This window comes from Campylobacter concisus (assembly GCF_002165775.1).
Classification (GTDB): domain Bacteria; phylum Campylobacterota; class Campylobacteria; order Campylobacterales; family Campylobacteraceae; genus Campylobacter_A; species Campylobacter_A concisus_E.
Genome location: NZ_NDYP01000012.1, coordinates 1 through 21,370, shown reverse-complemented (window position 1 = coordinate 21,370; position 21,370 = coordinate 1). Strand labels below are relative to the sequence as shown.

The 21,370-nt window shown below is 38.4% G+C and carries 21 protein-coding genes; 10 read left to right on the top strand and 11 right to left on the bottom strand.

Annotated features, from left to right (window positions below; all coding sequences use genetic code 11):
- Positions 1-56: 56 nt before the first annotated feature.
- Complete coding sequence (locus B9N66_RS09115; protein ID WP_021091720.1) at positions 57-1,562, top strand: flagellin B; 1,506 nt, start codon at positions 57-59, stop codon at positions 1,560-1,562.
- A 314-nt stretch (positions 1,563-1,876) separates the two neighbouring features.
- Here the strand turns inward: B9N66_RS09115 and B9N66_RS09110 are convergent, their stop codons facing one another.
- The 8 genes from B9N66_RS09110 to dcd form a co-directional block, all read right to left on the bottom strand.
- Positions 1,877-3,898: a motility associated factor glycosyltransferase family protein gene (locus B9N66_RS09110; RefSeq protein WP_087580759.1), complete on the bottom strand. Its 2,022-nt coding sequence runs from the start codon at positions 3,896-3,898 to the stop codon at positions 1,877-1,879.
- Entirely contained in the window at positions 3,895-4,926 is a 1,032-nt protein-coding gene (gene pseI / locus B9N66_RS09105) for a pseudaminic acid synthase (protein WP_087580758.1), read from the bottom strand. The genes B9N66_RS09110 and pseI overlap by 4 nt, the downstream gene beginning before the upstream one ends.
- A 3-nt stretch (positions 4,927-4,929) precedes the next feature.
- Positions 4,930-5,388: a UDP-4-amino-4,6-dideoxy-N-acetyl-beta-L-altrosamine N-acetyltransferase gene (gene pseH / locus B9N66_RS09100; RefSeq protein ID WP_087580757.1), complete on the bottom strand. Its 459-nt coding sequence runs from the start codon at positions 5,386-5,388 to the stop codon at positions 4,930-4,932.
- Entirely contained in the window at positions 5,373-6,245 is an 873-nt protein-coding gene (gene pseG / locus B9N66_RS09095; protein WP_087580756.1) for a UDP-2,4-diacetamido-2,4,6-trideoxy-beta-L-altropyranose hydrolase, read from the bottom strand. The genes pseH and pseG overlap by 16 nt, the downstream gene beginning before the upstream one ends.
- Positions 6,246-6,926, bottom strand: a complete 681-nt coding sequence (gene pseF / locus B9N66_RS09090; protein ID WP_087580755.1) for a pseudaminic acid cytidylyltransferase — start codon at positions 6,924-6,926, stop codon at positions 6,246-6,248.
- Between the two features lie 2 nt (positions 6,927-6,928).
- Positions 6,929-8,041, bottom strand: coding sequence for a UDP-4-amino-4,6-dideoxy-N-acetyl-beta-L-altrosamine transaminase (pseC, locus tag B9N66_RS09085; protein ID WP_087580754.1), 1,113 nt, complete (start codon positions 8,039-8,041; stop codon positions 6,929-6,931).
- Entirely contained in the window at positions 8,038-9,033 is a 996-nt protein-coding gene (pseB, locus tag B9N66_RS09080) for a UDP-N-acetylglucosamine 4,6-dehydratase (inverting) (RefSeq protein WP_087580753.1), read from the bottom strand. Before pseB ends, pseC begins: the two co-directional genes overlap by 4 nt.
- 217 nt (positions 9,034-9,250) lie before the next feature.
- The gene (dcd, locus tag B9N66_RS09075) at positions 9,251-9,811 is read right to left on the bottom strand and encodes a dCTP deaminase (protein WP_021091674.1); all 561 of its coding nucleotides are present in this window, start codon (positions 9,809-9,811) and stop codon (positions 9,251-9,253) included.
- A gap of 119 nt (positions 9,812-9,930) precedes the next feature.
- Here dcd and B9N66_RS09070 point away from each other — a divergent pair, with 119 nt between their 5' ends.
- The 9 genes from B9N66_RS09070 to B9N66_RS09030 all read left to right on the top strand — a co-directional run bounded on the left by B9N66_RS09070 (position 9,931) and on the right by B9N66_RS09030 (position 17,181).
- Positions 9,931-10,773, top strand: a complete 843-nt coding sequence (locus B9N66_RS09070) for a DUF3737 family protein (protein WP_087580752.1) — start codon at positions 9,931-9,933, stop codon at positions 10,771-10,773.
- A 109-nt stretch (positions 10,774-10,882) separates the two neighbouring features.
- Complete coding sequence (gene accB / locus B9N66_RS09065) at positions 10,883-11,329, top strand: acetyl-CoA carboxylase biotin carboxyl carrier protein (protein WP_087580751.1); 447 nt, start codon at positions 10,883-10,885, stop codon at positions 11,327-11,329.
- Positions 11,329-12,660 (top strand): acetyl-CoA carboxylase biotin carboxylase subunit, encoded by a 1,332-nt coding sequence (locus tag B9N66_RS09060; RefSeq protein ID WP_087580750.1) that lies wholly within the window; start codon positions 11,329-11,331, stop codon positions 12,658-12,660. Before accB ends, B9N66_RS09060 begins: the two co-directional genes overlap by 1 nt.
- A 78-nt stretch (positions 12,661-12,738) precedes the next feature.
- Entirely contained in the window at positions 12,739-14,097 is a 1,359-nt protein-coding gene (locus tag B9N66_RS09055) for an MATE family efflux transporter (RefSeq protein WP_087580749.1), read from the top strand.
- A gap of 47 nt (positions 14,098-14,144) precedes the next feature.
- Complete coding sequence (locus B9N66_RS09050; RefSeq protein ID WP_087580748.1) at positions 14,145-14,813, top strand: CsgG/HfaB family protein; 669 nt, start codon at positions 14,145-14,147, stop codon at positions 14,811-14,813.
- Entirely contained in the window at positions 14,798-15,202 is a 405-nt protein-coding gene (locus B9N66_RS09045; protein WP_087580747.1) for a DUF4810 domain-containing protein, read from the top strand. Before B9N66_RS09050 ends, B9N66_RS09045 begins: the two co-directional genes overlap by 16 nt.
- Positions 15,192-15,869, top strand: a complete 678-nt coding sequence (locus tag B9N66_RS09040; protein WP_087580746.1) for a DUF799 domain-containing protein — start codon at positions 15,192-15,194, stop codon at positions 15,867-15,869. Before B9N66_RS09045 ends, B9N66_RS09040 begins: the two co-directional genes overlap by 11 nt.
- A 5-nt stretch (positions 15,870-15,874) precedes the next feature.
- On the top strand, positions 15,875-16,762 hold the full coding sequence (locus B9N66_RS09035; RefSeq protein WP_087580745.1) for a DMT family transporter: 888 nt from the start codon (positions 15,875-15,877) through the stop codon (positions 16,760-16,762).
- Positions 16,759-17,181 carry a Sua5 YciO YrdC YwlC family protein gene (locus B9N66_RS09030; RefSeq protein WP_087580744.1) on the top strand — a complete coding sequence of 141 codons (423 nt, stop codon included), beginning with the start codon at positions 16,759-16,761 and terminating at the stop codon, positions 17,179-17,181. The genes B9N66_RS09035 and B9N66_RS09030 overlap by 4 nt, the downstream gene beginning before the upstream one ends.
- A gap of 9 nt (positions 17,182-17,190) precedes the next feature.
- Here the strand turns inward: B9N66_RS09030 and B9N66_RS09025 are convergent, their stop codons facing one another.
- The 3 genes from B9N66_RS09025 to B9N66_RS09015 all read right to left on the bottom strand — a co-directional run.
- Complete coding sequence (locus B9N66_RS09025) at positions 17,191-18,918, bottom strand: peptidase M3 (RefSeq protein ID WP_087580743.1); 1,728 nt, start codon at positions 18,916-18,918, stop codon at positions 17,191-17,193.
- Positions 18,919-18,927: 9 nt separating this feature from the next.
- On the bottom strand, positions 18,928-20,322 hold the full coding sequence (gene dcuC, locus B9N66_RS09020) for a C4-dicarboxylate transporter DcuC (RefSeq protein ID WP_087580742.1): 1,395 nt from the start codon (positions 20,320-20,322) through the stop codon (positions 18,928-18,930).
- A gap of 324 nt (positions 20,323-20,646) precedes the next feature.
- Positions 20,647-21,370: toxin-antitoxin system YwqK family antitoxin (locus B9N66_RS09015; RefSeq protein ID WP_141083441.1), on the bottom strand; the 724-nt coding region annotated here is incomplete at its 5' end.

Sequence of the window (21,370 nt, the reverse complement as noted above, 5' to 3'; positions counted from 1 at the left end):
ACGATATAGTTTTCGTGCGACAAGAAGTCGTAACTAAAAAATTAAAAGGATTTACAATGAGTTTTCGTATTAACACAAACGTAAACGCACTTAACACACATGCTAACGCAGTTAGCAACAACACTGACCTATCTAAGTCACTTAACAAACTTAGCTCAGGTCTTAGGATTCAAACAGCTGCAGACGATGCTTCAGGTCTATCTATTGCAGATAGCTTAAGAAGTCAAGCTTCAGCTTTAGGTCAAGCTATTGCAAACGGTAATGATGCTATTGGTATCATTCAAGTTGCCGATAAAGCTATGGACGAGCAGCTAAAAATTCTTGATACTATCAAGACAAAAGCTACTCAATCAGCTCAAGACGGCCAAACAACTCAATCACGCCAAGCATTGCAAGCTGATATCGTTCGTCTAATGGAAGAGCTTGACAATATCGGTAACACTACTTCATTTAACGGTCAGCAACTACTAAACGGAACATTCTCTAATAAAGAGTTCCAAATAGGTGCTTACTCAAACCAAACTGTTAAAGCAAGTATTGGTGCGACTACGTCTGATAAGATCGGTCTTACACGTTTTGAGAGTTCAAGACTACTTACAGCTATGGGTACAGTAAATCTTAAATTCTTAAACGTTGATGGTGTAAATGATGTTGGCGTTACAGCTGCTACTATCTCAACAGGTATCGGTAAAGGTCTTGGTGCTCTAGCTGAGAATATCAACAAAGTTGCTGATAGAACTGGTGTTAGAGCTACAGCTGACGTTACTTGGAAAGCAAGCGCTGCTATTGGCGGTGGTTTAATTCAGTCTTTAACAATCAACGGTGTTAAAATTGGTGATCTAGAGGTTAAAGCAAATGATGCAAACGGTGCACTTGTAAATGCTATCAACTCTGTAAAAGACCAAACTGGTGTTGAAGCTTCTGTTGATGCTGAAACAGGTAAAATGGTACTAACAAGCCGTGATGGCCGTGCTATCGTAGCTTCTGGTAAAGACATCTCAAAGGGTCTTGGCGGTAAAGGTGCAGCTGCTAAAGGTACATCTTTAACTGGATTTGTAGGTAGACTAAACCTAGTTCGTCTTGATGGTAGAGATATCAAGCTAAATGCTGGTGGTGTTGCTAAACTATCTCTAGCATTCTCTGCTAATGGTGGTGCTCAACAATCAGTATCACTAAGAGATATAAGAGGTCAAATAGATAAAACTCTAGCAACAGCTATGGGCTTCCAAAGAATGAGTGGAGCTTTATCAGTAGCTCAGTCTGCTGGTGTTATGACACTTCGCGGTGCGATGGCTGTTATGAGTATCGCTGAGTCTGCTCAAAAAACACTTGATCAAGTTCGTTCAGACCTTGGTTCAGTTCAAAACCAACTTCAAGCTACAGTTAATAACATCACTGTAACTCAAGTTAACGTAAAATCAGCAGAGTCTCAAATCAGAGATGTTGATTTTGCTAGCGAGTCTGCTAACTTCTCAAAACATAACATCCTAGCTCAATCAGGTGCTTATGCTATGAGTCAAGCAAACAGCGTACAACAAAACGTAATGAAGCTTCTACAATAGTAGGAGCTGAGTGAAGTTTCCTCGAAAACGTAATGAAGCTTCTACAATAGTTTCATTAAGGTTTTAGATAGAGGCTTTGTCGCAGTAACAAAGCCTTAAGAGTGTTAATGCTTTTACAATACGCAAACCCACGCCCCAGAGTTTAACTTTGGGGCTTTATCTACTAAAAATAAATAGTAATGTATCTATTTTGTCTTTGCTCTAGTGGTTTATAATGGGTTGTGTTATAAATTTATAATTGTGACAGAGGCTTACTAAAACTAGTAAGCCAAATAAAAAGATCGTAAGTAAAATAATTCTACTTACAAATTAGCTTATATACTCAGTATAAAATTTTCTTTTGCTTTTCCTATCTCATTTTTAGTTATTAGTTTTCTCTTTTTTAGCTCAGCAACAAGTGCTTTTGAAGCTTTTTTAGTAACTTCGATGTCGGCATTTAGTCCGCCAGCTGCGGAGAACATCCAGTACTTGTGCATATTTACCCACATAAGAAGCTTGTTGGTTTTTTGGATGGTTGTGTCACTTGGTGCTACAGAAATTTTTGCAAGCTCAAGTTCTTGATAGTAGACTGAAATTTGCAATATATTATCTACATATTTTTGATAATTACGTTTTGCGATTACATCTTTTAGCTTATCTATCTTTTTTGTTATTTTAAGAAGCTCATCAAAGTGTTTCTTTTCTATTTTATTTTCTTTATTGAGCTCAAGCAATTTATCTATACTAGGCACTACTTCTAAAAAGACTTTTTCTATTTGTTGTTTGACTTCACTTTGAGCTTTTATTTTTGCAAGTATGACTTTATAAGCTTTTAAAAGGTTTTTATTTATCGTCGTTTCACTATCTTTTTTTATATTAGGCAGTTTTTTAATCTCTTTGCCTTTGCAAAGCTCATGCATTACTTCTAAAAACGGCTTTTCTATAGTGCCTTCTATTCTAGCACCACCTTCGGTACAGTTATATGATTTTATATTCTCTAAGCTTGATTGGGCGATATCATTTTCAAACTGATTTTTAAATAGAGTCCAAACATATGTTGTTTTAACCTCTCCCTCTCCGCCATAGGCTTTAACATATAAATTTTCATCCGCTTGTGCAAAAGCGTGACCTTTTGCATGGCTCGCCCCATCTTTACCAAATGCTAGATCCTGTCCTATGAAAACGATATTTTTATGTCCTAAGACATAGGCTAGCTGGTAGGCCATGTTTGCACAACTATGTCCCACGCCCAAATATCCATATCTTTTTAGACCAAACATATACTCCTCTTGTTGAGGTCTCATAGTTAGTACTAGTTTTCTTGGCAAGATATTTTTAATGGTTTGCTTGTGTGTAACTGAGGCAACAATAAAGTGTATATTGTCATCAATATTTGGATGCTTTTTTTCAAAAAAACTAGAAGTTGGTTCTATTCTTTCAATCGACATTACATAATCAGGCTTGATATCATGCCTTGCAAGGATTGGATAAGAGGCATCAACACTTATAATGCTAACATATGGAGCAAATTTTTTAAGCGTATTAAGCTGTTTATCTAGGCTTGGACCAGTTGATACAATTATAGCTGTATCCATAAGACCATATCTTTTTTTAACAAGACTTGTGTAGCAATAATTGCTAATCATAGGCACTAAATTTTCACAATTTTGTCTTGTGCCTAATAAAAGATCGTCTATGCTATTGCCGTGAGCAACTACTATTTGAGAAAATGCTCTTGTAATCTCTTTATTTATTCTTATGTAGTCCTCTTCAAATTGATCATAAAAAGGCATATGAATCATAAGATTATCATAGGTTTTTGCATATGAGTTTAGTTTAGCTTCCGTAACCAAATAATAAAAATGTGTATAGGTTGCAAATTTTGAATAAAAAAGTATTATCTGCCCACTTTCTAGTTCGCTTGATAGATCAATAACATTTAAAACAAGATATATGATCTCGATCTCTGGCTCTATGACTACGATTTTTTGATGCGTTTCATTTTTTGCTAATGCTTTATAGAGTACGCCATTGCCCAGTCCATAAAAAAATAGTATCGGATAACGTTTATAGTCACTTTCTATATCTTCAAGCAGCTTTAAAATGTCTGCTCCAGGATTTTCATAGATATATTTAAAAGTATGCTTGTTTATTAAATTTATATCAATCGGATCTTTTCCTATAAAAATTTCATAGTCTTCATTTCCAGCAATAGACCAAAGCCTTGCTGCTAGAATTTCATCTTGTTGAAATAGTGCTTGAAGGTTTTTTTGAAAGATAGGATTTTGGATATTTGATACATTATCTTTAGATAGTTTTGCCTTTTTATTGGATGCCTTATCGTTTTTATTGTTCATATCAAATCCTCCTTTGTTAATCTCTCGCTAAATTTTATATCTCTTTTTGCTTTTTTGCCGATCAGCTCTTTTAAAAATTTAGGGTGCAGGCCGTACCCCGGACGCACGCTCCTTATATTTTGCTCGCTAAAAATTTCACCTTTTTTTATATCTGCACTCGCATAAAGTGAACGTGAAAATCTCCTGTTTAAAACCGCTTTTTCGTCTAGCTCGTAGGTTGCCTTGCCCAAAAGCTCCTCAGCCTCTCTGACACACTTTGTCATAAGAGCAAATTCGCTCTCATCAAGACTAAATGCGCTATCAACGCTTTTTACGCTTTTATCAAGTATAAAATGCTTTTCAATTATCCTAGCACCCAAACTAATCGCAACAACTGGAGCTGTCACGCCTAATGTATGATCTGAAAAGCCGACCTCTACGCCAAATTTCTTTCTCATATCAGCTATCGTTTGCAAATTCATACCATTTAGCGGTGCTGGGTAGCTTGAAGTGCATTTTAAAAGGGCGATGTCGCTATTGCCTGCATTTTTACAAATTTGCACCACGTCTCTTATCTCTTCTTCATAGGCTATACCAGTTGAGATGATGATGGGCTTGCCTTTTTTGGCTACAAACTCCACAAAATCATAGTCCGTCACTTCAAAGCTTGCGATCTTATAAGCTGGTGGGTTAAACTGCTCTAAAAAGTTGGTGTCATCCTTGCAAAATGGACTTGAAAAGCAGACAAGTCCTTCTTCTTTTGCTACTTTAAAAAGCTCGGCGTGCCACTCTTTTGGCGTTAGCGCCTCTTGATAAAGCTCATATAAATTTCTTCCATCCCAAAGTCCGCCCTTTATGACAAAGTCGTCTAGGTGCGAATTTAGAGTCAAACTATCAGGCGTATATGTCTGAAGCTTTATCGCGTCAGCTCCAGCGCGCTTGGCTGCCTTTATCGTATCTACCGCCGTTTTTAGGCTGCCGCTGTGATTAGCGGAGAGTTCTGCTATTATAAAGACCTTTTTGTCTGTATCAAAATTTCCTATTTTCATCCGTTAGTCCGTTTCGTTTTTAAGCTCAAGATAGCTAAATTCATCATCTTTTGCATAAATCTTAAAGCCAAAATTTTCATAAAGTGCGAGCGCTTTTTCGTTGTTATTATAAGCTTTAGCCTTTAGCGAGCCAACTTTTAACGTAAAAAATGCGTACTCTTTTATGAGATCAAGCAGCTTTTTACCCACCCCTTTTAGCTCTGGGTTTTTATAAACGCCAAATTCGCAGCTTTCTTTCGTGATATCAACAAAGCTCACCACTCCGACAAATTCACTCTCGTCTTTTACTAGAAAATAGATCTTATCTTGAATGCTCTTTAATCTCTCTAAAAAAGCAAAATGCTCCGCTTTGCCAACACTTTTGTTTTTCATAAATTTAGCTATACGCTCGTCATTTCGCCACTTTAACACCATCAGCTTTTGCTCGCCATTAAGCGAGGTAAAATTTATAAGCTTAAGCAAATTTCATCTCCCCAAAAAGCTTCATAGCCATTTTCTTTGAGCCAGGCAAATATCTCTTTTTGATTATCCGCTACGCAAATGGCTTTAAATTTAGCTCCCAAAACGTAAGCTTCATTTACGAGCGAGCTTGCTGTTATGATGAGCATTTTGGCCTCATTCATCAGCCTTGCTACGTTTTTACTATCTACAAAAAGGCTGAAATTTTCGCTCTTGCTTGATAGCTCTTTTAGAACGCTTAAGTTTTTATTTCCACTTGTTGTTATGACAGCTGTTTTTAGGTTTTTAAGGAGCAGTTTTTCTGAAATTTTTGCACTTAGCCCTGAGATATCAGTGCCTCCAAGAATGATAGTATAGTCGTAAATTTTCTCCCTTTTTACCTGCACTTCTTCATAAAACTCATCTCTAACTAGCAAAAACTCACTTCCGCAAAATACCTCGCAGCTTTTTTCTACCAGCCTCTCATATTTTGCCTTTTGCGCATATAAATTTACGTTTAAAATGTAGTCTGAGCAATGTTTTTCATAAGTGTCGTCAAATGATAAAATTTTAACGCCAGTTTTTTCTTTTATGGCTCTTTCGTCTTCAAAGCTAAAGCCGTAGTGGTCGATGATAAGAAGCTCAAATTTATTATCTTTTATAAGCTCGCAAAGCTCATCTATCTCGCCACTTGTTAAGCTAAATTTAGGGTAGTTTATCTCATCAAAAATGTCACCATCTAGCCTCAAAGATGCAAATGAGATGTCGCTAAATTTTTTAGCAAGCAAAAGGTCTCGTCTAATGTGCCCATGGCCTATCTTGCTGCTACTATCAGCACGCACGAGTGTTTTTAGGCGTGAGAGTCCTTTAAATACTTTCAATCAGATCTTTCCATTATTTATCAAATAAAGCTTTTTAGCAAACTCAAAATCCTCTAGTGTATCGATGTCGCAGACTAAATTTCTTGGCAATAAATACGCCTTTGAGTGTGGCGCAAACAAAGCACTACACTCCAGCCAAGCCTCTTTTTTACCAAAATAAAATGCTCCAGCGTCATGAAACGCAGGCTCAAGATCTTGCGAGCGCGTCTTTTCAAACTGCGGGTAAAACATGCTAACTCTAGCATTTTCATCAAGTTTTATCGCCCTTTGTATAGGGAAATCAAACGCAGTCGCTGAAAATAAAAATTTACACTCCTGCTTTTTAAACTCGTCTGCGGCATCTTTTAAAATTTCAGCCGTTACAAGCGGTGCTGTGGCATAAAGGCAACAGACGTCACTAAAGCCAAAATTTACGCGCCTTATAGCGTCTTTTATTACGTCAGTACTTGTCGCGTAGTCATCACTTAGGTTTGCATCTCTAAAAAATGGCACGTTAGCTCCAAATTCTCTAGCCACATTTGCGATCATTTCGTCATCAGTGCTTACGATCACTTTGCTAAAAACTTTAGAATTTAGCGCAGCCTCGATACTATATGTGATTAAAGGCTTACCTAAAAAGTCTTTGATGTTTTTGCCAGGTATTCTCTTGCTGCCGCCTCTTGCTGGGATGATACAGATCATTTTTACTCGCTAAAACTTTTTAGCACGTCAAAAAGCATGCTTGCAACAAATTTAGCATCATCTATGCTCATGTCATGGTGGCACGGCAAGCTAAGCTCGGCGTTATAAAATTTCTCCGCATTCGGTAGTGAAATTTCGCCAAGTAGCGCTTTATAAAAGCTAAATTTATATGTTGGCTTGTAATGCACCTGCACGCCAACGCCTTTTTGTAAGAGTGCTTCAAAAATTTGCTCTTTTTTATCCCAAAGTTTCTCATCCAAAAGCACTGGATATAGGTGCCTTGAGCTAGTTGTATTTGCTGGGATTTTTATGGTTTTAAAGTATTCACACCCGCTAAATTTCTCATCATAAAATTTAGCTATCTCATTTCTTTTAGCGATAAAGCTATCCAGCCTTTTTAGCTGGCTAAGCCCCAAAGCGCAGGCTACGTCTGTGATCCTGTAGTTGTATCCAAGCAGGCTCATGTCGCTATCCCAAAGCTTTGTTTTGGTGATGCCGTGGCTTCTATATAGCCTTGCTAGTCTTGCTAGCTCATCGTCGTTTGTAGCAAGTGCGCCGCCCTCAAGCGTGGTGATAGGCTTTACTGGATGAAAGCTAAATATGCTAATATCAGCCTTAACGCCAACTTTTACGCCATTTTGCACGCTACCAAGGGCGTGAGAGGCGTCGTCTATCACTTTTATGCCGTGTTTTTTAGCTAAATTTATGATCTTATCTAGCTCCACTGGATTGCCACCGTAATCAACCGCAGTTATCACCTTTGTCTTTGGTGTGATTAGAGCTGGAATTTTCTCTTCATCGATGTTACCATTTGCTTTTACGTCGCAAAATTTGACCTGCGCTCCTGCCATCAAAGCTGCATTTGCAGTGGCTGCAAAGGTGATGGGCGTCGTAATCACTTCATCGCCAGCCTTTACGTCAAGGCTAAGATAGGCTACGTGAAGGGCCGAAGTGGCTGAGTTCATAGCGATCACGTGCTTTACGCCAACATACTTTGCCAGCTCCTCTTCAAATTTACTGACCTTTTGGCCACCTGTTAAGATGTCGTCCCTTAGCGCATCTGCTACTACTTTTATATCTTCTTCTGTGATCTGCTGACGGCTGTAAGGTATCATTTAACATCTCCTATCATCTCAAGAAGGCCTGCTCTATCGAGCCAAATTTTATTTGTATTTGAGCTATACTCAAAGTCCTCGCTCACTGGTTTGCCCTTTTGATTTAGCGCATTTGTTGAAAAGTCCTGTGCTGTTGTGAACTGAATAGACGGGCTTATCACATAATAATCATCAAATTCATAGGTTAAATGTGCGTCATCTCTTGAGATCATCATCTCATGCATCTTTTCCCCCGGGCGAATACCTATGATTTTGATGCCAAGATCTGGTGCAAGGGTCTTTGCAAGATCAATCATCGTCATAGAAGGAATTTTTGGTATGAAAATTTCGCCACCTTTCATCCTCTCAAAGTTTTTAAGGACGAAATTTACACCTTGCTCAAGCGTGATCCAAAACCTAGTCATCTTTTCATGAGTGACTGGCAGCTCTTTTTCTCCTTGTGTGATTAGCTTTTTAAAAAGCGGTACGACTGAGCCACGTGAGCCAACGACGTTTCCATATCTCACGACACTAAATCTAGTCTTTTTCTCACCGACGATGTTGTTTGCAGCGACAAATAGTTTGTCGCTCGCTAGTTTTGTAGCGCCGTATAAATTTACTGGGTTGCATGCTTTGTCAGTTGAGAGTGCGATGACCTTGCTCACGCTGCACTCAAGCGCCGCGTCGATGACATTTTGAGCACCGTTGATGTTGGTTTTGATGCACTCCATTGGGTTATATTCTGCGATTGGTACGTGTTTCATCGCAGCTGCGTGAATGACGTAGTCTATGCCACTCATCGCAGTTCTTAAGCGCTTATAATCTCTCACATCACCTATAAAAAAACGCATAGCCTTGTCTCTAAATATTTGAGCCATTTCATACTGCTTTAGTTCGTCGCGTGAGTAGATAACTAGCCTTTTTGGCTTATATTTTTTTAGCAAAATTTCGGTGTATTTTTTACCAAAACTTCCTGTTCCGCCAGTGATCAATATCGATTTGTTGTTAAACATTTTACGCCTTTTTGCTAGTCATTTTTTTAATTTATAAATGGCTAATTTGAATTATTTTTTATAAATTTTTAAGCAAAAGCTGTGCCAAAATTTAGCAATTTATCCATCAAAACTTTACTATTTATAGCTTATATTTCGTCAAAATTTAATTAACTTTTAGAGTTTTGCAAAAAAGTGGGTGATAAATTTAGCCTTTGCAAAGTAGCAAAGGCTAAATTTATTTCAAAATTCTAGGTAGTGTGATACCTTCTTGGGCTTGGTATTTGCCATTTTTGTCAGCATAGGTTACCTCGCAAGGCTCATCACCCTCGATAAATAGCACCTGCGCGATGCCTTCGTTCGCATAAATTTTTGCAGGAAGTGGCGTTGTATTTGATATCTCGATCGTGATGTGCCCCTTAAATCCGGGCTCAAAAGGCGTGACGTTTACGATGATACCGCACCTTGCGTAGGTGCTTTTGCCTAGGCAGATGGCTAGTACGTTATCGGGCATGTTAAAGTACTCGATCGTGCGCGCTAGAGCGAATGAATTCGGCGGAACGATGCAGACGTCGCCCTTAAAATCGACCACGTTTTTTTCGTCGAAATTTTTTGGATCGACCACGGTCCCGCCGATGTTTGTAAAAATTTTAAATTCATCACCAACGCGGATATCGTAGCCGTAGCTAGAAACGCCGTAACTAACGACGCCACGACCCACTTGCTCCTCGGCAAATGGCACTATCATATTTTTCTCAACCGACATTTTTCTTATCCAAGAGTCTGACTTTAAACCCATTTTTGCTCCTTTTTTGGGCGATTATAACGCTTTGCGTCTTTAAAGTAAATTTAATAAAGCGAATAAATTAGATGAAAATTAGTATAATTTTAACAGTAAAAATTAATAAAGGGGCAAAAATGCAAGAACGAAAAGAAGAAATTTTCACCGGCGAGCGTGCGATGTTTGGGGCAAAAAGTGTAAATTTTACAAACTGTATCTTTGAAGATGGCGAATCGCCGCTAAAGCACAGCTCAAATTTAAAGCTAAATGAGTGCGTTTTTGCCTACAAATACCCACTTTGGTACGCAAACGACATCACGCTAAATGGCGGATACTTGGAGTCTCTAGCAAGGGCTGGCATGTGGTACAGCACAAATTTAAGCTTCAAAGACGTGGTCATCAACGCTCCAAAAAGCTTTAGAAAAAGCTCGCAAATTTTGCTAGAAAATGTAAATTTTTCAGACGCTGGCGAGACACTTTGGGGATGTACGGGCGTTAGGATAATAAACGTCTTTGCTAGAGGCGATTACTTTGGGGCAAATAGCGAAAATTTAGAGATCGATGGGCTAAATTTAGACGGAAACTACTGCTTTGATGGTTGTAAAAATATCCATATCACAAACTCAAAGCTCATTTCAAAAGATGCATTTTGGAACTGCGAAAACGTGACCGCACAAAATTGTCTAATCTCAGGCGAATATCTAGCTTGGAACTCAAAAAATGTGACGCTTATAAACTGCACGATAAAGAGCTTGCAAGCCCTTTGCTACGTGGAAAATTTGGTCGTAAAAGATTGTATTTTTATGGATACGAGTCTTGCGTTTGAATATTCAAGTGTCGATGTGAGCACAAGCGGAGCGATAAAAAGCATAAAAAATCCAAAAAGTGGCGTGATAAGGGCAGCAGAGATAGATGAGATCATCATCGATGAAAGTTTAGTGGATACTAAAGGCATTAAGATAATTATTACTGAAAAATAACTTAGTAAAAAAGAGTAACATTGAGTTCTCGTTTTTGCTTCATAAAAAAATTTTTTATCTAATTTTCGCTACAATTAGAAGCTTATATAAAAATTTAGGAGAATTTTCTATGAAAAAAGAAGATATAAAAGAGCTTATCGAATTTTTTAATGATATGGAGATGAATCATATCAAAATAAAAAGTGGTGATTTTGAGGTAGAGCTTGAAAAATTTTCAGATTATTGCGCACCTGCTAAACCAGCAGCACAAGCGCCAGCTCCAGCACCTGTAAATGTAGTCGTTAGCTCAGAGGTAAAACCAGCATCAAATACGCCAAAAGATAGCATAAAATCTCCTATGGTAGGCACTTTTTACGCTGCTCCAAGCCCAGGTGCTGCTCCATTTGTAAAAGTAGGTCAAAGAGTGAGAAAAGGCGATGTAGTAGGTATCATCGAGGCAATGAAGATAATGAACGAGATCGAGGCTGAGTTTGACTGCCAGATCACTGAAATGCTAGTCTCTGACGGACAGCCAGTTGAGTTTGGATTGCCGTTATTTGGCGTGGAGAAAAATTAATGGAATTAAAAAGAATTTTAATCGCAAACCGAGGCGAAATCGCTCTTCGTGCTTTGCGAACGATAAAGGAGATGGGTAAAGAAGCCGTTGTAGTCTATTCAACCGCTGATAAAGACGCACTTTACGTAAAATATGCTGACGTAGCCATTTGCATCGGTAAAGAACGCTCAAGTGATAGCTACCTAAATATCCCAGCTATCATAAGTGCCGCTGAGATCAGCGAAGCAGACGCTATCTTCCCAGGTTATGGCTTTCTAAGTGAAAATCAAAATTTTGTTGAAATTTGCTCACACCACAAGATCAAATTTATAGGACCAAGTGTCGCTGCGATGGCTTTGATGAGCGACAAGAGCAAGGCAAAACAGGTCATGCAAAGAGCTGGCGTGCCAGTCATCCCTGGCTCAGACGGCGCTGTGGCTGACACAAAAGCTGCAAAAGAGCTAGCTAAAAAGATCGGCTATCCTGTCATCTTAAAAGCTGCTGCAGGTGGCGGCGGACGCGGTATGCGCGTGGTTGAACGTGAAGAGGATTTAGAAAAAGCGTTTTGGTCAGCTGAGAGCGAGGCTATGAGCGCATTTGGCGATGGAACAATGTATATGGAAAAATATATCCTAAACCCACGCCACATCGAGGTTCAAATCATCGGCGATAGCCATGGCAATGTGCTTCATATCGGCGAGCGTGACTGCTCTATGCAGCGTCGCCACCAAAAGCTGATCGAAGAAAGTCCAGCTATTTTACTTGATGAAAAGACAAGAGAGAGACTTCACGAAACTGCTATAAAAGCGGCAAAAGCAATCGGCTACGAGGGAGCTGGTACGTTTGAGTTTTTAGTTGATAAAAATTTGGACTTTTACTTCATCGAGATGAATACAAGGCTTCAAGTTGAGCACACAGTAAGCGAAATGGTAAGCGGACTTGATATTATCGAACTTATGATAAAAGTGGCTGAAGGCGAGGCACTACCATCACAAGAGAGCATCGAGCTAAAAGGTCATGCGATCGAGTGTAGGATAACAGCTGAAGATCCAAACACCTTCACACCGTGCCCTGGCAAGATCACAAAATATGTCTGCCCAGGCGGCCGCAACGTGAGAATGGATAGCCACATCTATCAAGACTACTCTATACCGCCGTATTATGACAGTATGATCGGTAAGCTCGTAGTTTGGGATACTGATAGAAACAGAGCGATCCACAAGATGAAAGTAGCTCTTGATCAGCTCATAATAAGTGGCATCAAAACAACAAAAGACTTTCACATCGCTATGATGGAAAACAAAGACTTTTTAAGCAATAACTACGATACAAATTATCTTTCAAGACACTAAAATTTTTAAGTCAGGATTTGCAAAAAGCAGATCTTGGCTTAAATATATTAAAATTTTTAAGTTTATCTTAGGGGAAGCATGGTAAACAAAATCAAAGATCAAAATACAAAATTTTTCTCAAATGCCGACCTTGCAAAGCTATTTTTCCCTATTGCGGTTGAGCAGTTTTTAGAGTATAGTCTAGGGCTTGCAAACTCGCTAATGGCAGCAAGTGTTAGTGAAAGCGCTGTAAGTGCAATTAGTCTTGTGGAATTTGTCATGGCGCTTTTTATCAGTATTTTTACAGCTATCGCTACTGGCGGCTCAGTGGTTGCTAGCCAGTATCTTGGTAATAAACAAAGTGGCAACGCCAAAATCACAGCAAATCAGCTCGTCTGGTTTAGTTTTATCTTTGCCCTTTTTATCGCAGCAGTCATCATAGTTTTAAAAGATATTATTCTAGATTATGTCTTTGGCGATATTGGAGAGCAAGTAAGGCATGATGCTAGCCACTATCTTGTTTTCTCGGCCATTTCCGCGCCATTTTTAGCAGTCTATGCAGCAGCTGCGGCGATCTTTCGCACGATGTCAAACGCAAAGCTACCTATGTATATTATGGCGGCTGCAAATTTATTAAACATACTTCTAACTGCCATTAGTATTTATACATTTCATACTGGTGTTTTAGGTATTGCTATTAGCACGCTTATAGCCAAGATGCTTGCTTGCTTTGTTATAGTCTATTTGCTTCTTGATATAAGGCTAAAACTTCACATAAGAAAGAGTCTTATCTATAAATTTGACTACGAGATCATCAAGAAAATTTTAAATATTGGAGTGCCTTATGGTTTTGAAAATTCGATGTTTTACGTAGGGCGCATTATTGTTTTAAGTTTAGTTTCTCTCTTTGGTACGGCAAGTATCGCTGCAAATGCCGTGGGAGGGACGATCGTGATGTTTCAAGTACTTCCTGGTATGGCGATAGGAACAGGGCTTAGTGTGGTTATCTCAAGGTGTGTTGGCGCAAACGACTTTGCTCAGGCTAAATTTTACGTAAGAAAGTCGATGATAAGTATCTATATTGTCCAGCTTTTTAGCACAGCAGTAATTTTGCTTTTACTTGAGCCATTGCTTCTTGTTTATAATCTCTCGGAAGAAGCCATAAATTTAACAAGACAGATCGTCTGGTATCACGGTATCGCTATGTGTCTTATTTGGCCACTTGCTTACACATATCCGACCGTTTTTCGTGCTGCTGGGGACGCTAAATATCCAATGATTGTAAATTTAGTTTGTATGTTTGCTTGTAGAGTCATCTTGGCCTATGTCTTTGCACTTACGTTTGATCTTGGTATGATAGGTACTTGGTTTGCAATGTTTGCTGACTGGGCTGTAAAGGCGGTGCTTTTTACGATTAGATATCTAAAAGGTACATGGATGAAATTTAAAGCTATTTAAAAAGAAATTTAGTAATATACAAGCGATTTTGTCGTAAAGGATAAAAAATGAAAAGTGTATTTAAATTTGGTGCAGTTTTGCTTACAGCAGCTCTTTTTGCTGGATGTGCGAGTGAGAGTTCAAGGGTTGTTGAGACTCCAAAAGTAGCAAGCTACGGCACAGTTTACAATGGCCAAAAAATTTCGGTTTCGATAGGTCGATTTAATAATCAATCAGCTTACCAAAATGGTGTATTTGCTGATGGCGAGGATAGGCTTGGTAACCAAGCTCAAAGTATTTTGATCACAAATTTACAGCAAAGCGGTAGATTTTTAGTGCTTGATAGATCAAATATGAAAGTGATCAAACAAGAGAGCGAGCTAAGTAAAACCGCTCAAAATCTAAAAGGCGCAAGATACGTGATAACCGGTGATGTAACCGAGTTTGGACGAAAAACTACGGGCGATCATCAGCTATTTGGCATACTTGGCAAAGGTAAGCAACAAACTGCCTATTCAAAGGTAAATTTAAATATCGTTGATACCAAAACAGCTGAGGTTGTATATTCGGTTAGCGGCGCTGGTGAATATACCCTTTCAAACAGAGAGATCATAGGCTTTGGCGGCACAGCAGGATACGACTCTACGCTAAATGGCAAGGTTTTAAGCCTAGCTATTATTGAAGCGGTAAATAATCTCGTAAATGGCATAGAAAGTGGAGCATGGCAAGTAAAATAAAGCTTGCCAGCCTTGCGCTTTTTGCACTATTTTTAGCGGGTTGCGGCCATTCAAACGGCCCAAGATCACTTTATTATTGGGACGGATCATATAGTAGCTCGCTATATAGCTACCTAAACGAAGAGGGCGATACAAACGAGCAAATTTCACGCTTAGAAAATTTGGTGCAGATATCAACACAAAAGGGCTACAAGATCGCTCCTGGCGTATACGCACACCTTGGACTTTTGTATCTAAATAATGGAAATTTAGGCGCTGCAAATGTAAATTTTGACAAAGAGGTGCAAAATTTCCCAGAGTCAAGGGAATATATAAATTTCATTAAAGGCTCTAAAAATTTAACTCCGAAAAAAGTAGAGCAAAAAGAGGGGGCGAATAATGAAAAATAGCCTGAAATTTATAGCCGCTATATTTTCGGTAGTATTTTTTACGGGTTGCTCTATAAAAGAGCCTGAGCCATACGACTACTCAGAATTTTTACAAAAAAGACCTCACTCTATCTTAGTGCTTATGCCAACAAATGATAGCACAGAAATTTCAGGTCCAGCAGCAGTTTTAGCAAATGCAGTCGCACCACTAAGTGAGGCAGGATACTATGTATTTCCAGTGGCTCTTGTAAATGATACCTTTAAGCTAAATGGTATAACCGAGCCAAGCGAGATCGCAGCCGTACCACTAAATAAGCTTGATAAAATTTTTCATGCTGATAGTGTGCTTTACATAAACATAAAAGATTATGGTACGAGCTATGCAGTCATCTCAAGCTCAACAAAGGTTGTCCTTGAAGCAAAGCTTATCGATATAAAAAGCGGTGCTACTCTTTGGCAAGGTAGTGCTATGGCAGCAGAAGATAGTAGCAGCGGCCAAAGTAGCCTACTTGGCATGTTAGTCTCAGCCGTCATCTCACAGGTGGCAAATACCATCTCAGACAGATCCTACGACCTAGCAGTAAGAGCTGATGCTTATTTATTTTCAAGAAATTGTCGCAACTGTATACTTTATGGACCATATTCGCCATATTATGGCAAAGATGCACAGCTTCATAAAGACAGATAAATTTAATGAATACTCATCGTCTTGGGATACTCCTTACTTTAGTTGGCGGTATCCTTTGGGGATTTAGTGGGGTTTGTGGGCAGTATCTATTTTCACTTGGTATAAATTCTGATTTTTTAGTGCCATATAGACTGATGCTAGCTGGCATTGTTATTGTGATTTTTTATGCTTTTAAAGAACCAAGTGCCGTTTTTGCTCCGATTAAAGATATAAAGCTTCTTGGTGAGTTTTTAGTCTATGCCCTGCTTGGGCTTATGATGACGCAGTACGCTTATTTTTACTCCATTGAGCTTTCAAATGCCGCAGTTGCGACTGTTATTCAATACACTGCTCCTGCTTTAATTTTAATGGTCATTTGCATAAAAGAAAAACGCGTCCCAAGAAAACTTGAAATTTTAGCTCTATTTTTAGCCATGCTTGGCGTATTTTTCCTAAGCACACATGCGCAAATTTCATCTCTTGCCATCTCGCCAAAAGCGCTATTTTGGTGCTTGGTGAGCGCCGTTTGCGTCTGCGTTTATAACCTAGCTCCAGCAAGGCTGAATGCTAAATATTCAGTCACTCTCACGCTTGGCTGGGGCATGGTTATGGGCGGAGTAGTGCTTGCTTGCTATATGAGAGTTTGGGATTTTGCTGGGCTTAATGGTATAAATCAATGGCTGGCATTTATTGCTGTTATTACGCTTGGCACCATTTTTGCATTTAGCTTTTATATGATAGGTGTTAAGTTAATAGGCGCAGCAAAAGCTAGTTTATTAGCCTGCATAGAGCCACTAAGTGCGGCCTTCTTTGGCTACTTTTGGCTTGGAACAAAATTTGTATTTTGGGATTTTTTAGGATTTGCTCTAATAATCTCTTGTATATTTTTACTATCAAAAAGAGAAAAATTATGATATTTCTAGCACAAACCGATACGACAGCTGGCTTTTTGAGTAAAGATTATAAAGAGATAAACAAGGTCAAAATGCGTGATGAGAATAAACCTTGCCTTATCACGACGGCAAAATTTAGCGTTTTAAATGAGCTTGTTAGAGTGCCAAAAAAGTATAAAAATTTTATACGCCGTTCAAGAAAAGCCACATTTTTGTATCCAAATTTAAAGGCTATTAGAGTCGTAAAAGAGTGTGAGCACGAAAAATTTTTAGCTAAATTTGACTGGTTTTATTCAAGCAGTGCGAACAAGAATGGACAAAATTTTAATGAAGCTTGGGCTATGAGCGTGGCTGATGAAATAGTAGATGATCATTTTTTCGAAGATGCCCCATCAAAAATTTATAAAATTTCTCGAAAAAAAATAAAACGTTTAAGATAACTAGTGAATTTATACGGTCACTACCTTTTTAAACTCATCTAAATTTTTTAGCGCTTCATCTATGCCAATCAGCCAAAATTCGCACTTTGTTGTATCTTTTTTAAAGTGTTTTTTTATTAGTTCTTCCACGCTTTTTGTGCCACACTCTATTAAAAATTGTTTATAAATTTTGCAAAATTTTGCTTCGTCTTTTTTAAACTCACTTAGAAAAAATTGTGATAGCAGATAGCCGACACTATAAGGATAGTTGTAGATGTAGTTATCTGTTTTATAAAAATGTGGCTTAAAATATGGCAAAAATTCTTCAACATCGCTCGTGCTGTCTTTATAAAATTTATCCCAAGCTTGTTTTAAAAGATCATTTGCATCTTTTTTGCTAACTTGACCTTTTTGTCGCAACTTTATAAAACCAGTTTCGAACTCGTATCTAACGTTTATATGAAGTAAAAAATTTGCAGCGCTTTTTAGCTCCTGCCATAAAATTTCTACTCTAAGTGAGTCATCTTTTTTTAGTTCATTTCGTAAAAGAGTCTCATTAAATGTGCTTGCACTCTCAGCTAAGCTCATTGGAAAATTTGCGCTTAAAACCGGAAGATCACGCATTAAGTAGTAGTGCCAAGCATGCCCAAGCTCATGAGCTTGCTGGATTAAGTGCGAAAGAGTATTCATGTAGGTGGTAAAAATTCTTGGTTGCTTAAATTTTGGCAAACTCACAAAAAATGCTCCACCAGCTTTATTTTCTCGTACATCGCTTTCTATCCAGTGTTTGTCTATCATAAGCTCGATAAAATTATCTTCGCCCAGTGGTTTTAATGCTTTTTTGATGATTTTAATAGCCTCGTCATGAGAAATTTCACTATGCTTGCTAAGTGGATAAGGTGCCAAAAGATCGCAACTTCTCATACTTTTACCACCTAAAAAGCTAGCTCTTATTCTTACGCATTCTCTTATTTTTTCCACTCTTTTGCTAATGGCTTCTTGCATGGCGTTTAAAGTGTCAAGGCTCATTTTATTTTCTTCAAGGCTTGGAGTTAAAAAATCAACTTTTGCTGCCTTAAATTTAGCCAGTCTAAATCCATGAAGCATATTTAAGATATCAAGATAAAGATCGGCAAATTTATCATAGTGAGAACTCAGAGCATTAAACACATTTTTGCGTAAAATTTCATCATCTGATCCTTTTAATATACCCATACATTTTGCAAGATTATAGCTTTGTGTCTTTGCATTTTTATTGGTAGTAGAGATATTTATTAAATTATTTAGATGTCTAAAATTTGCAAAAAGTGGAAAAAAATTTGTGAGCGCTAAATTTGCAAAAAACTCTCTTTCGCTCTTTTTTCGTATTTTACTCTTGCTATTTTTATGCTCTAAATATAGAAATTTTATATGTTTAAATTGAGTGCTTTGAAAAATTTTATCATCACTTTTTAGGCTATCAAATTTATCAAAAAGTATCTCCTTTGCCGTATCAAGTTTAGCTTTTTGCTCTTTTATTTTTAGCTCAAATTTACTAGCTAGCTCATCTTTTGTATTATCGCTACTTTTGCAACGACAAAATGCGAGTAGGCTAGTTGCTTCTTTGTATGCTTCTTCGTATGAGATGATAGCTTTGGTAAGCTCACTATTGTTTAAAAATTTAACCAAATTTTCATTTTGTGCTTTTAGATTTTCAAACGATGAGGTAAAAATTTCGTTATCAAAATCTACGTAAGAATCATCAAAGCTCCATCTCATATTTTCTCCTTAAAATGATAGTAAAAATACAAATATATGGTGGCTTATAAGACCTAAAATAGCTGGCACGCTACATCTTTTAATGAGCGAAAGTGGGCTAATGTGAAGCATGCCTGAAATGGCTACCACTACGCCAGAGACAGGTGAAAGTGGTCTAGCTATTGTGGAGGCTTGATGCATAGGAAGCACGAGCATAACAGAGTTGATGTTTAAACTCTTAGCTATATTTGGCACCATATTTAAAAGCGGATAAAAGCTTGCACCATTTGAGCCAGCTATGATTGTAACGATGGTTGTTATAAATACAAAAAGTATAGACATGCCAAGCCCTCCAAAACCTATGCTTTTTGCCAAATTTACAATAGCATCAAGCATACCAAGAGCTTTAAACCCTTCAGCAAATATACCAGCTGCTACAACTAGCATAACAACACCACTTAAGCTTTTTGCCATGGCATTAAAAAATACTTTTAGCCCTTCGCCAAGCTTTTCAAAGCTAAATTTATGCCTAAATGCTTCAAAAACCATAGCAATTATCATAGAAAGGATTATGACGCTTGATATGTTTAGTTTTATAGTTTTTAAACAATATGGCGAAAAAACTACTACTAAAATCATCGGTAAAAATGGTAAAAGAGCATAGATCATAGGTGCTTGCTCTTTTGGAACATCCACCTTATCGTCAAAACTAATGCTCTCTCCTACATGCTCGCTACAAACCCAACCTTCTTTTTTGTCTAAGTATCTATTCCAAAGAACTAATGCAATGCCGATCACGAGCACAGTTGGAAGAGCCGCTGGAATTTTATAGATAAAAACATAATCAAGCACCTCAAGTTCAGTTGCTTTTGCAGCAGCAGCTGTCGATGAGCCAAGAAGTACCATTGAGCTAGCTCCACTCATCGCACAAATACTACCAACGCTTAGTTTATTTAGTCCTAGTGATATAAGAACTGGTCCAAGAAGCGCAAGACAAAGCACGCCAAGCCCAACCGCACTGGTTATGACCATGCTTATAAGTTTTGCTACGCAAAAAGCTATGAAGATCATAAAATATGGGCTTTTTATGGCTTTAAACCTTTTTGTGGCGATGCCCACAAAGGCTTGATTTGCTCCGATATGAGTCATATAACTTGCAAAACCTACCATTAACATGATTAAAAGTCCAAGTTGTGAAAAATTATTTGAGAGCATATAGTGGATAAACTCAACTACATCCAGTAAGGAATTTCCAGTGCTCTTTACCTTTTCTGGTAAAAATTTTCCAGTATCAAGAATGACTGAAGAGACAAGCATGATAACGCCAGAGAGTAAGAGCACGAAAGTGGCGTATTTGCCTTTTAAAATCGCCCAGCCTACAACAAAAAGCGTAAGTAGGGCTATGATTAGACCAAGAGTATGCATTTTTGCTCCTTATTAAGATATTTAAAAACCAGAATACAAAAATCAAAAATACGCTTAAAATATAAAAAATAATATTTACATGCTTGCAATTATACTACTTGTTATATTGAAATTTTGCTTTTATTTATAAAAATATTATCGATTTTATAAATGAGATCGCTACTTTTATGGCTAAGATGCAAAAGATAAATATAAAAATTTTAATATTAAGTACGACTATTGTAGTGTTATTTAAAGCTAATTAAAATATTCAAAATACAAAAGGACGTAAATATTTGGTTTGGTAAAAATTCAAATGATGCCAGTAGTAACTTATTTTAGTATTTACTCCCTCGGCAGTCCGTTTTTATCAGACTTGTCGCTGATTAGCTTACCCGCTTCGTCATATTTTTTAGCTCGGATGAGCCTGCCGCGCTCAAATTCGCCCTCGGCTTCGAGTTTGCCGTTTGCGTAGTAGTGGCGCGCCTCGCCGACCTCCAACCCGTCCTCAAACATCACTCTGGCCTTTAGCGCGCCGTTTTCGTGATACTCCTCATATAGCCCGTGATAGCGCCCATTTTTAAACATCACTTTCGCCGCCAGTGCCCCGCTCTCGTAGTAGTCCAGCCCAGCACCTGTTTGGCGACCGTCTTTGTACTCGTATTCGCCTCGTAGCTTGCCGCTTGGATAGTATTCGCGCGCGACGCCGTCCTTTTCGCCGTCTTTGTAATTTTCTACCACGCGCGTTTTGCCGTTTTCGTAAAATCGCTTCCAAACGCCGTTTTTGCGGTCATTTTTGTATTCGCCCGTCTCCTCCACGGTGCCGCTTTCGTAGTACCACGTTTCCGCGCCCTCTCGCTTGCCCTCTTTGTAGGTTCGCACGCCTCGAATTTTACCGCTTTTGTAGTAGTCGAAGTCCTCGCCGTTTCGAAGCCCGCCCGCGTATGGGCTACGTGCGCTAACCTCGCCGCTAACGTAATAGTCGGTAAATACGCCCTCTCGCTTGTCCGCCTTGTAGGTGCCATCTTGCTTTAACGCGCCGCCCTCGTCAAAGTAGTAGCGGCGGTAG

Coding starts and splice junctions, on each gene's coding strand:
- B9N66_RS09115 (WP_021091720.1), top strand. CDS start 57: ATGAGTTTTCGTATTAACACAAACGTAAACGCACTTAACACACATGCT.
- B9N66_RS09110 (WP_087580759.1), bottom strand. CDS start 3,898: ATGAACAATAAAAACGATAAGGCATCCAATAAAAAGGCAAAACTATCT.
- pseI (WP_087580758.1), bottom strand. CDS start 4,926: ATGAAAATAGGAAATTTTGATACAGACAAAAAGGTCTTTATAATAGCA.
- pseF (WP_087580755.1), bottom strand. CDS start 6,926: ATGATCTGTATCATCCCAGCAAGAGGCGGCAGCAAGAGAATACCTGGC.
- pseC (WP_087580754.1), bottom strand. CDS start 8,041: ATGATACCTTACAGCCGTCAGCAGATCACAGAAGAAGATATAAAAGTA.
- pseB (WP_087580753.1), bottom strand. CDS start 9,033: ATGTTTAACAACAAATCGATATTGATCACTGGCGGAACAGGAAGTTTT.
- dcd (WP_021091674.1), bottom strand. CDS start 9,811: ATGGGTTTAAAGTCAGACTCTTGGATAAGAAAAATGTCGGTTGAGAAA.
- B9N66_RS09070 (WP_087580752.1), top strand. CDS start 9,931: ATGCAAGAACGAAAAGAAGAAATTTTCACCGGCGAGCGTGCGATGTTT.
- accB (WP_087580751.1), top strand. CDS start 10,883: ATGAAAAAAGAAGATATAAAAGAGCTTATCGAATTTTTTAATGATATG.
- B9N66_RS09060 (WP_087580750.1), top strand. CDS start 11,329: ATGGAATTAAAAAGAATTTTAATCGCAAACCGAGGCGAAATCGCTCTT.
- B9N66_RS09055 (WP_087580749.1), top strand. CDS start 12,739: ATGGTAAACAAAATCAAAGATCAAAATACAAAATTTTTCTCAAATGCC.
- B9N66_RS09050 (WP_087580748.1), top strand. CDS start 14,145: ATGAAAAGTGTATTTAAATTTGGTGCAGTTTTGCTTACAGCAGCTCTT.
- B9N66_RS09045 (WP_087580747.1), top strand. CDS start 14,798: ATGGCAAGTAAAATAAAGCTTGCCAGCCTTGCGCTTTTTGCACTATTT.
- B9N66_RS09040 (WP_087580746.1), top strand. CDS start 15,192: ATGAAAAATAGCCTGAAATTTATAGCCGCTATATTTTCGGTAGTATTT.
- B9N66_RS09035 (WP_087580745.1), top strand. CDS start 15,875: ATGAATACTCATCGTCTTGGGATACTCCTTACTTTAGTTGGCGGTATC.
- B9N66_RS09030 (WP_087580744.1), top strand. CDS start 16,759: ATGATATTTCTAGCACAAACCGATACGACAGCTGGCTTTTTGAGTAAA.
- B9N66_RS09025 (WP_087580743.1), bottom strand. CDS start 18,918: ATGAGATGGAGCTTTGATGATTCTTACGTAGATTTTGATAACGAAATT.
- dcuC (WP_087580742.1), bottom strand. CDS start 20,322: ATGCATACTCTTGGTCTAATCATAGCCCTACTTACGCTTTTTGTTGTA.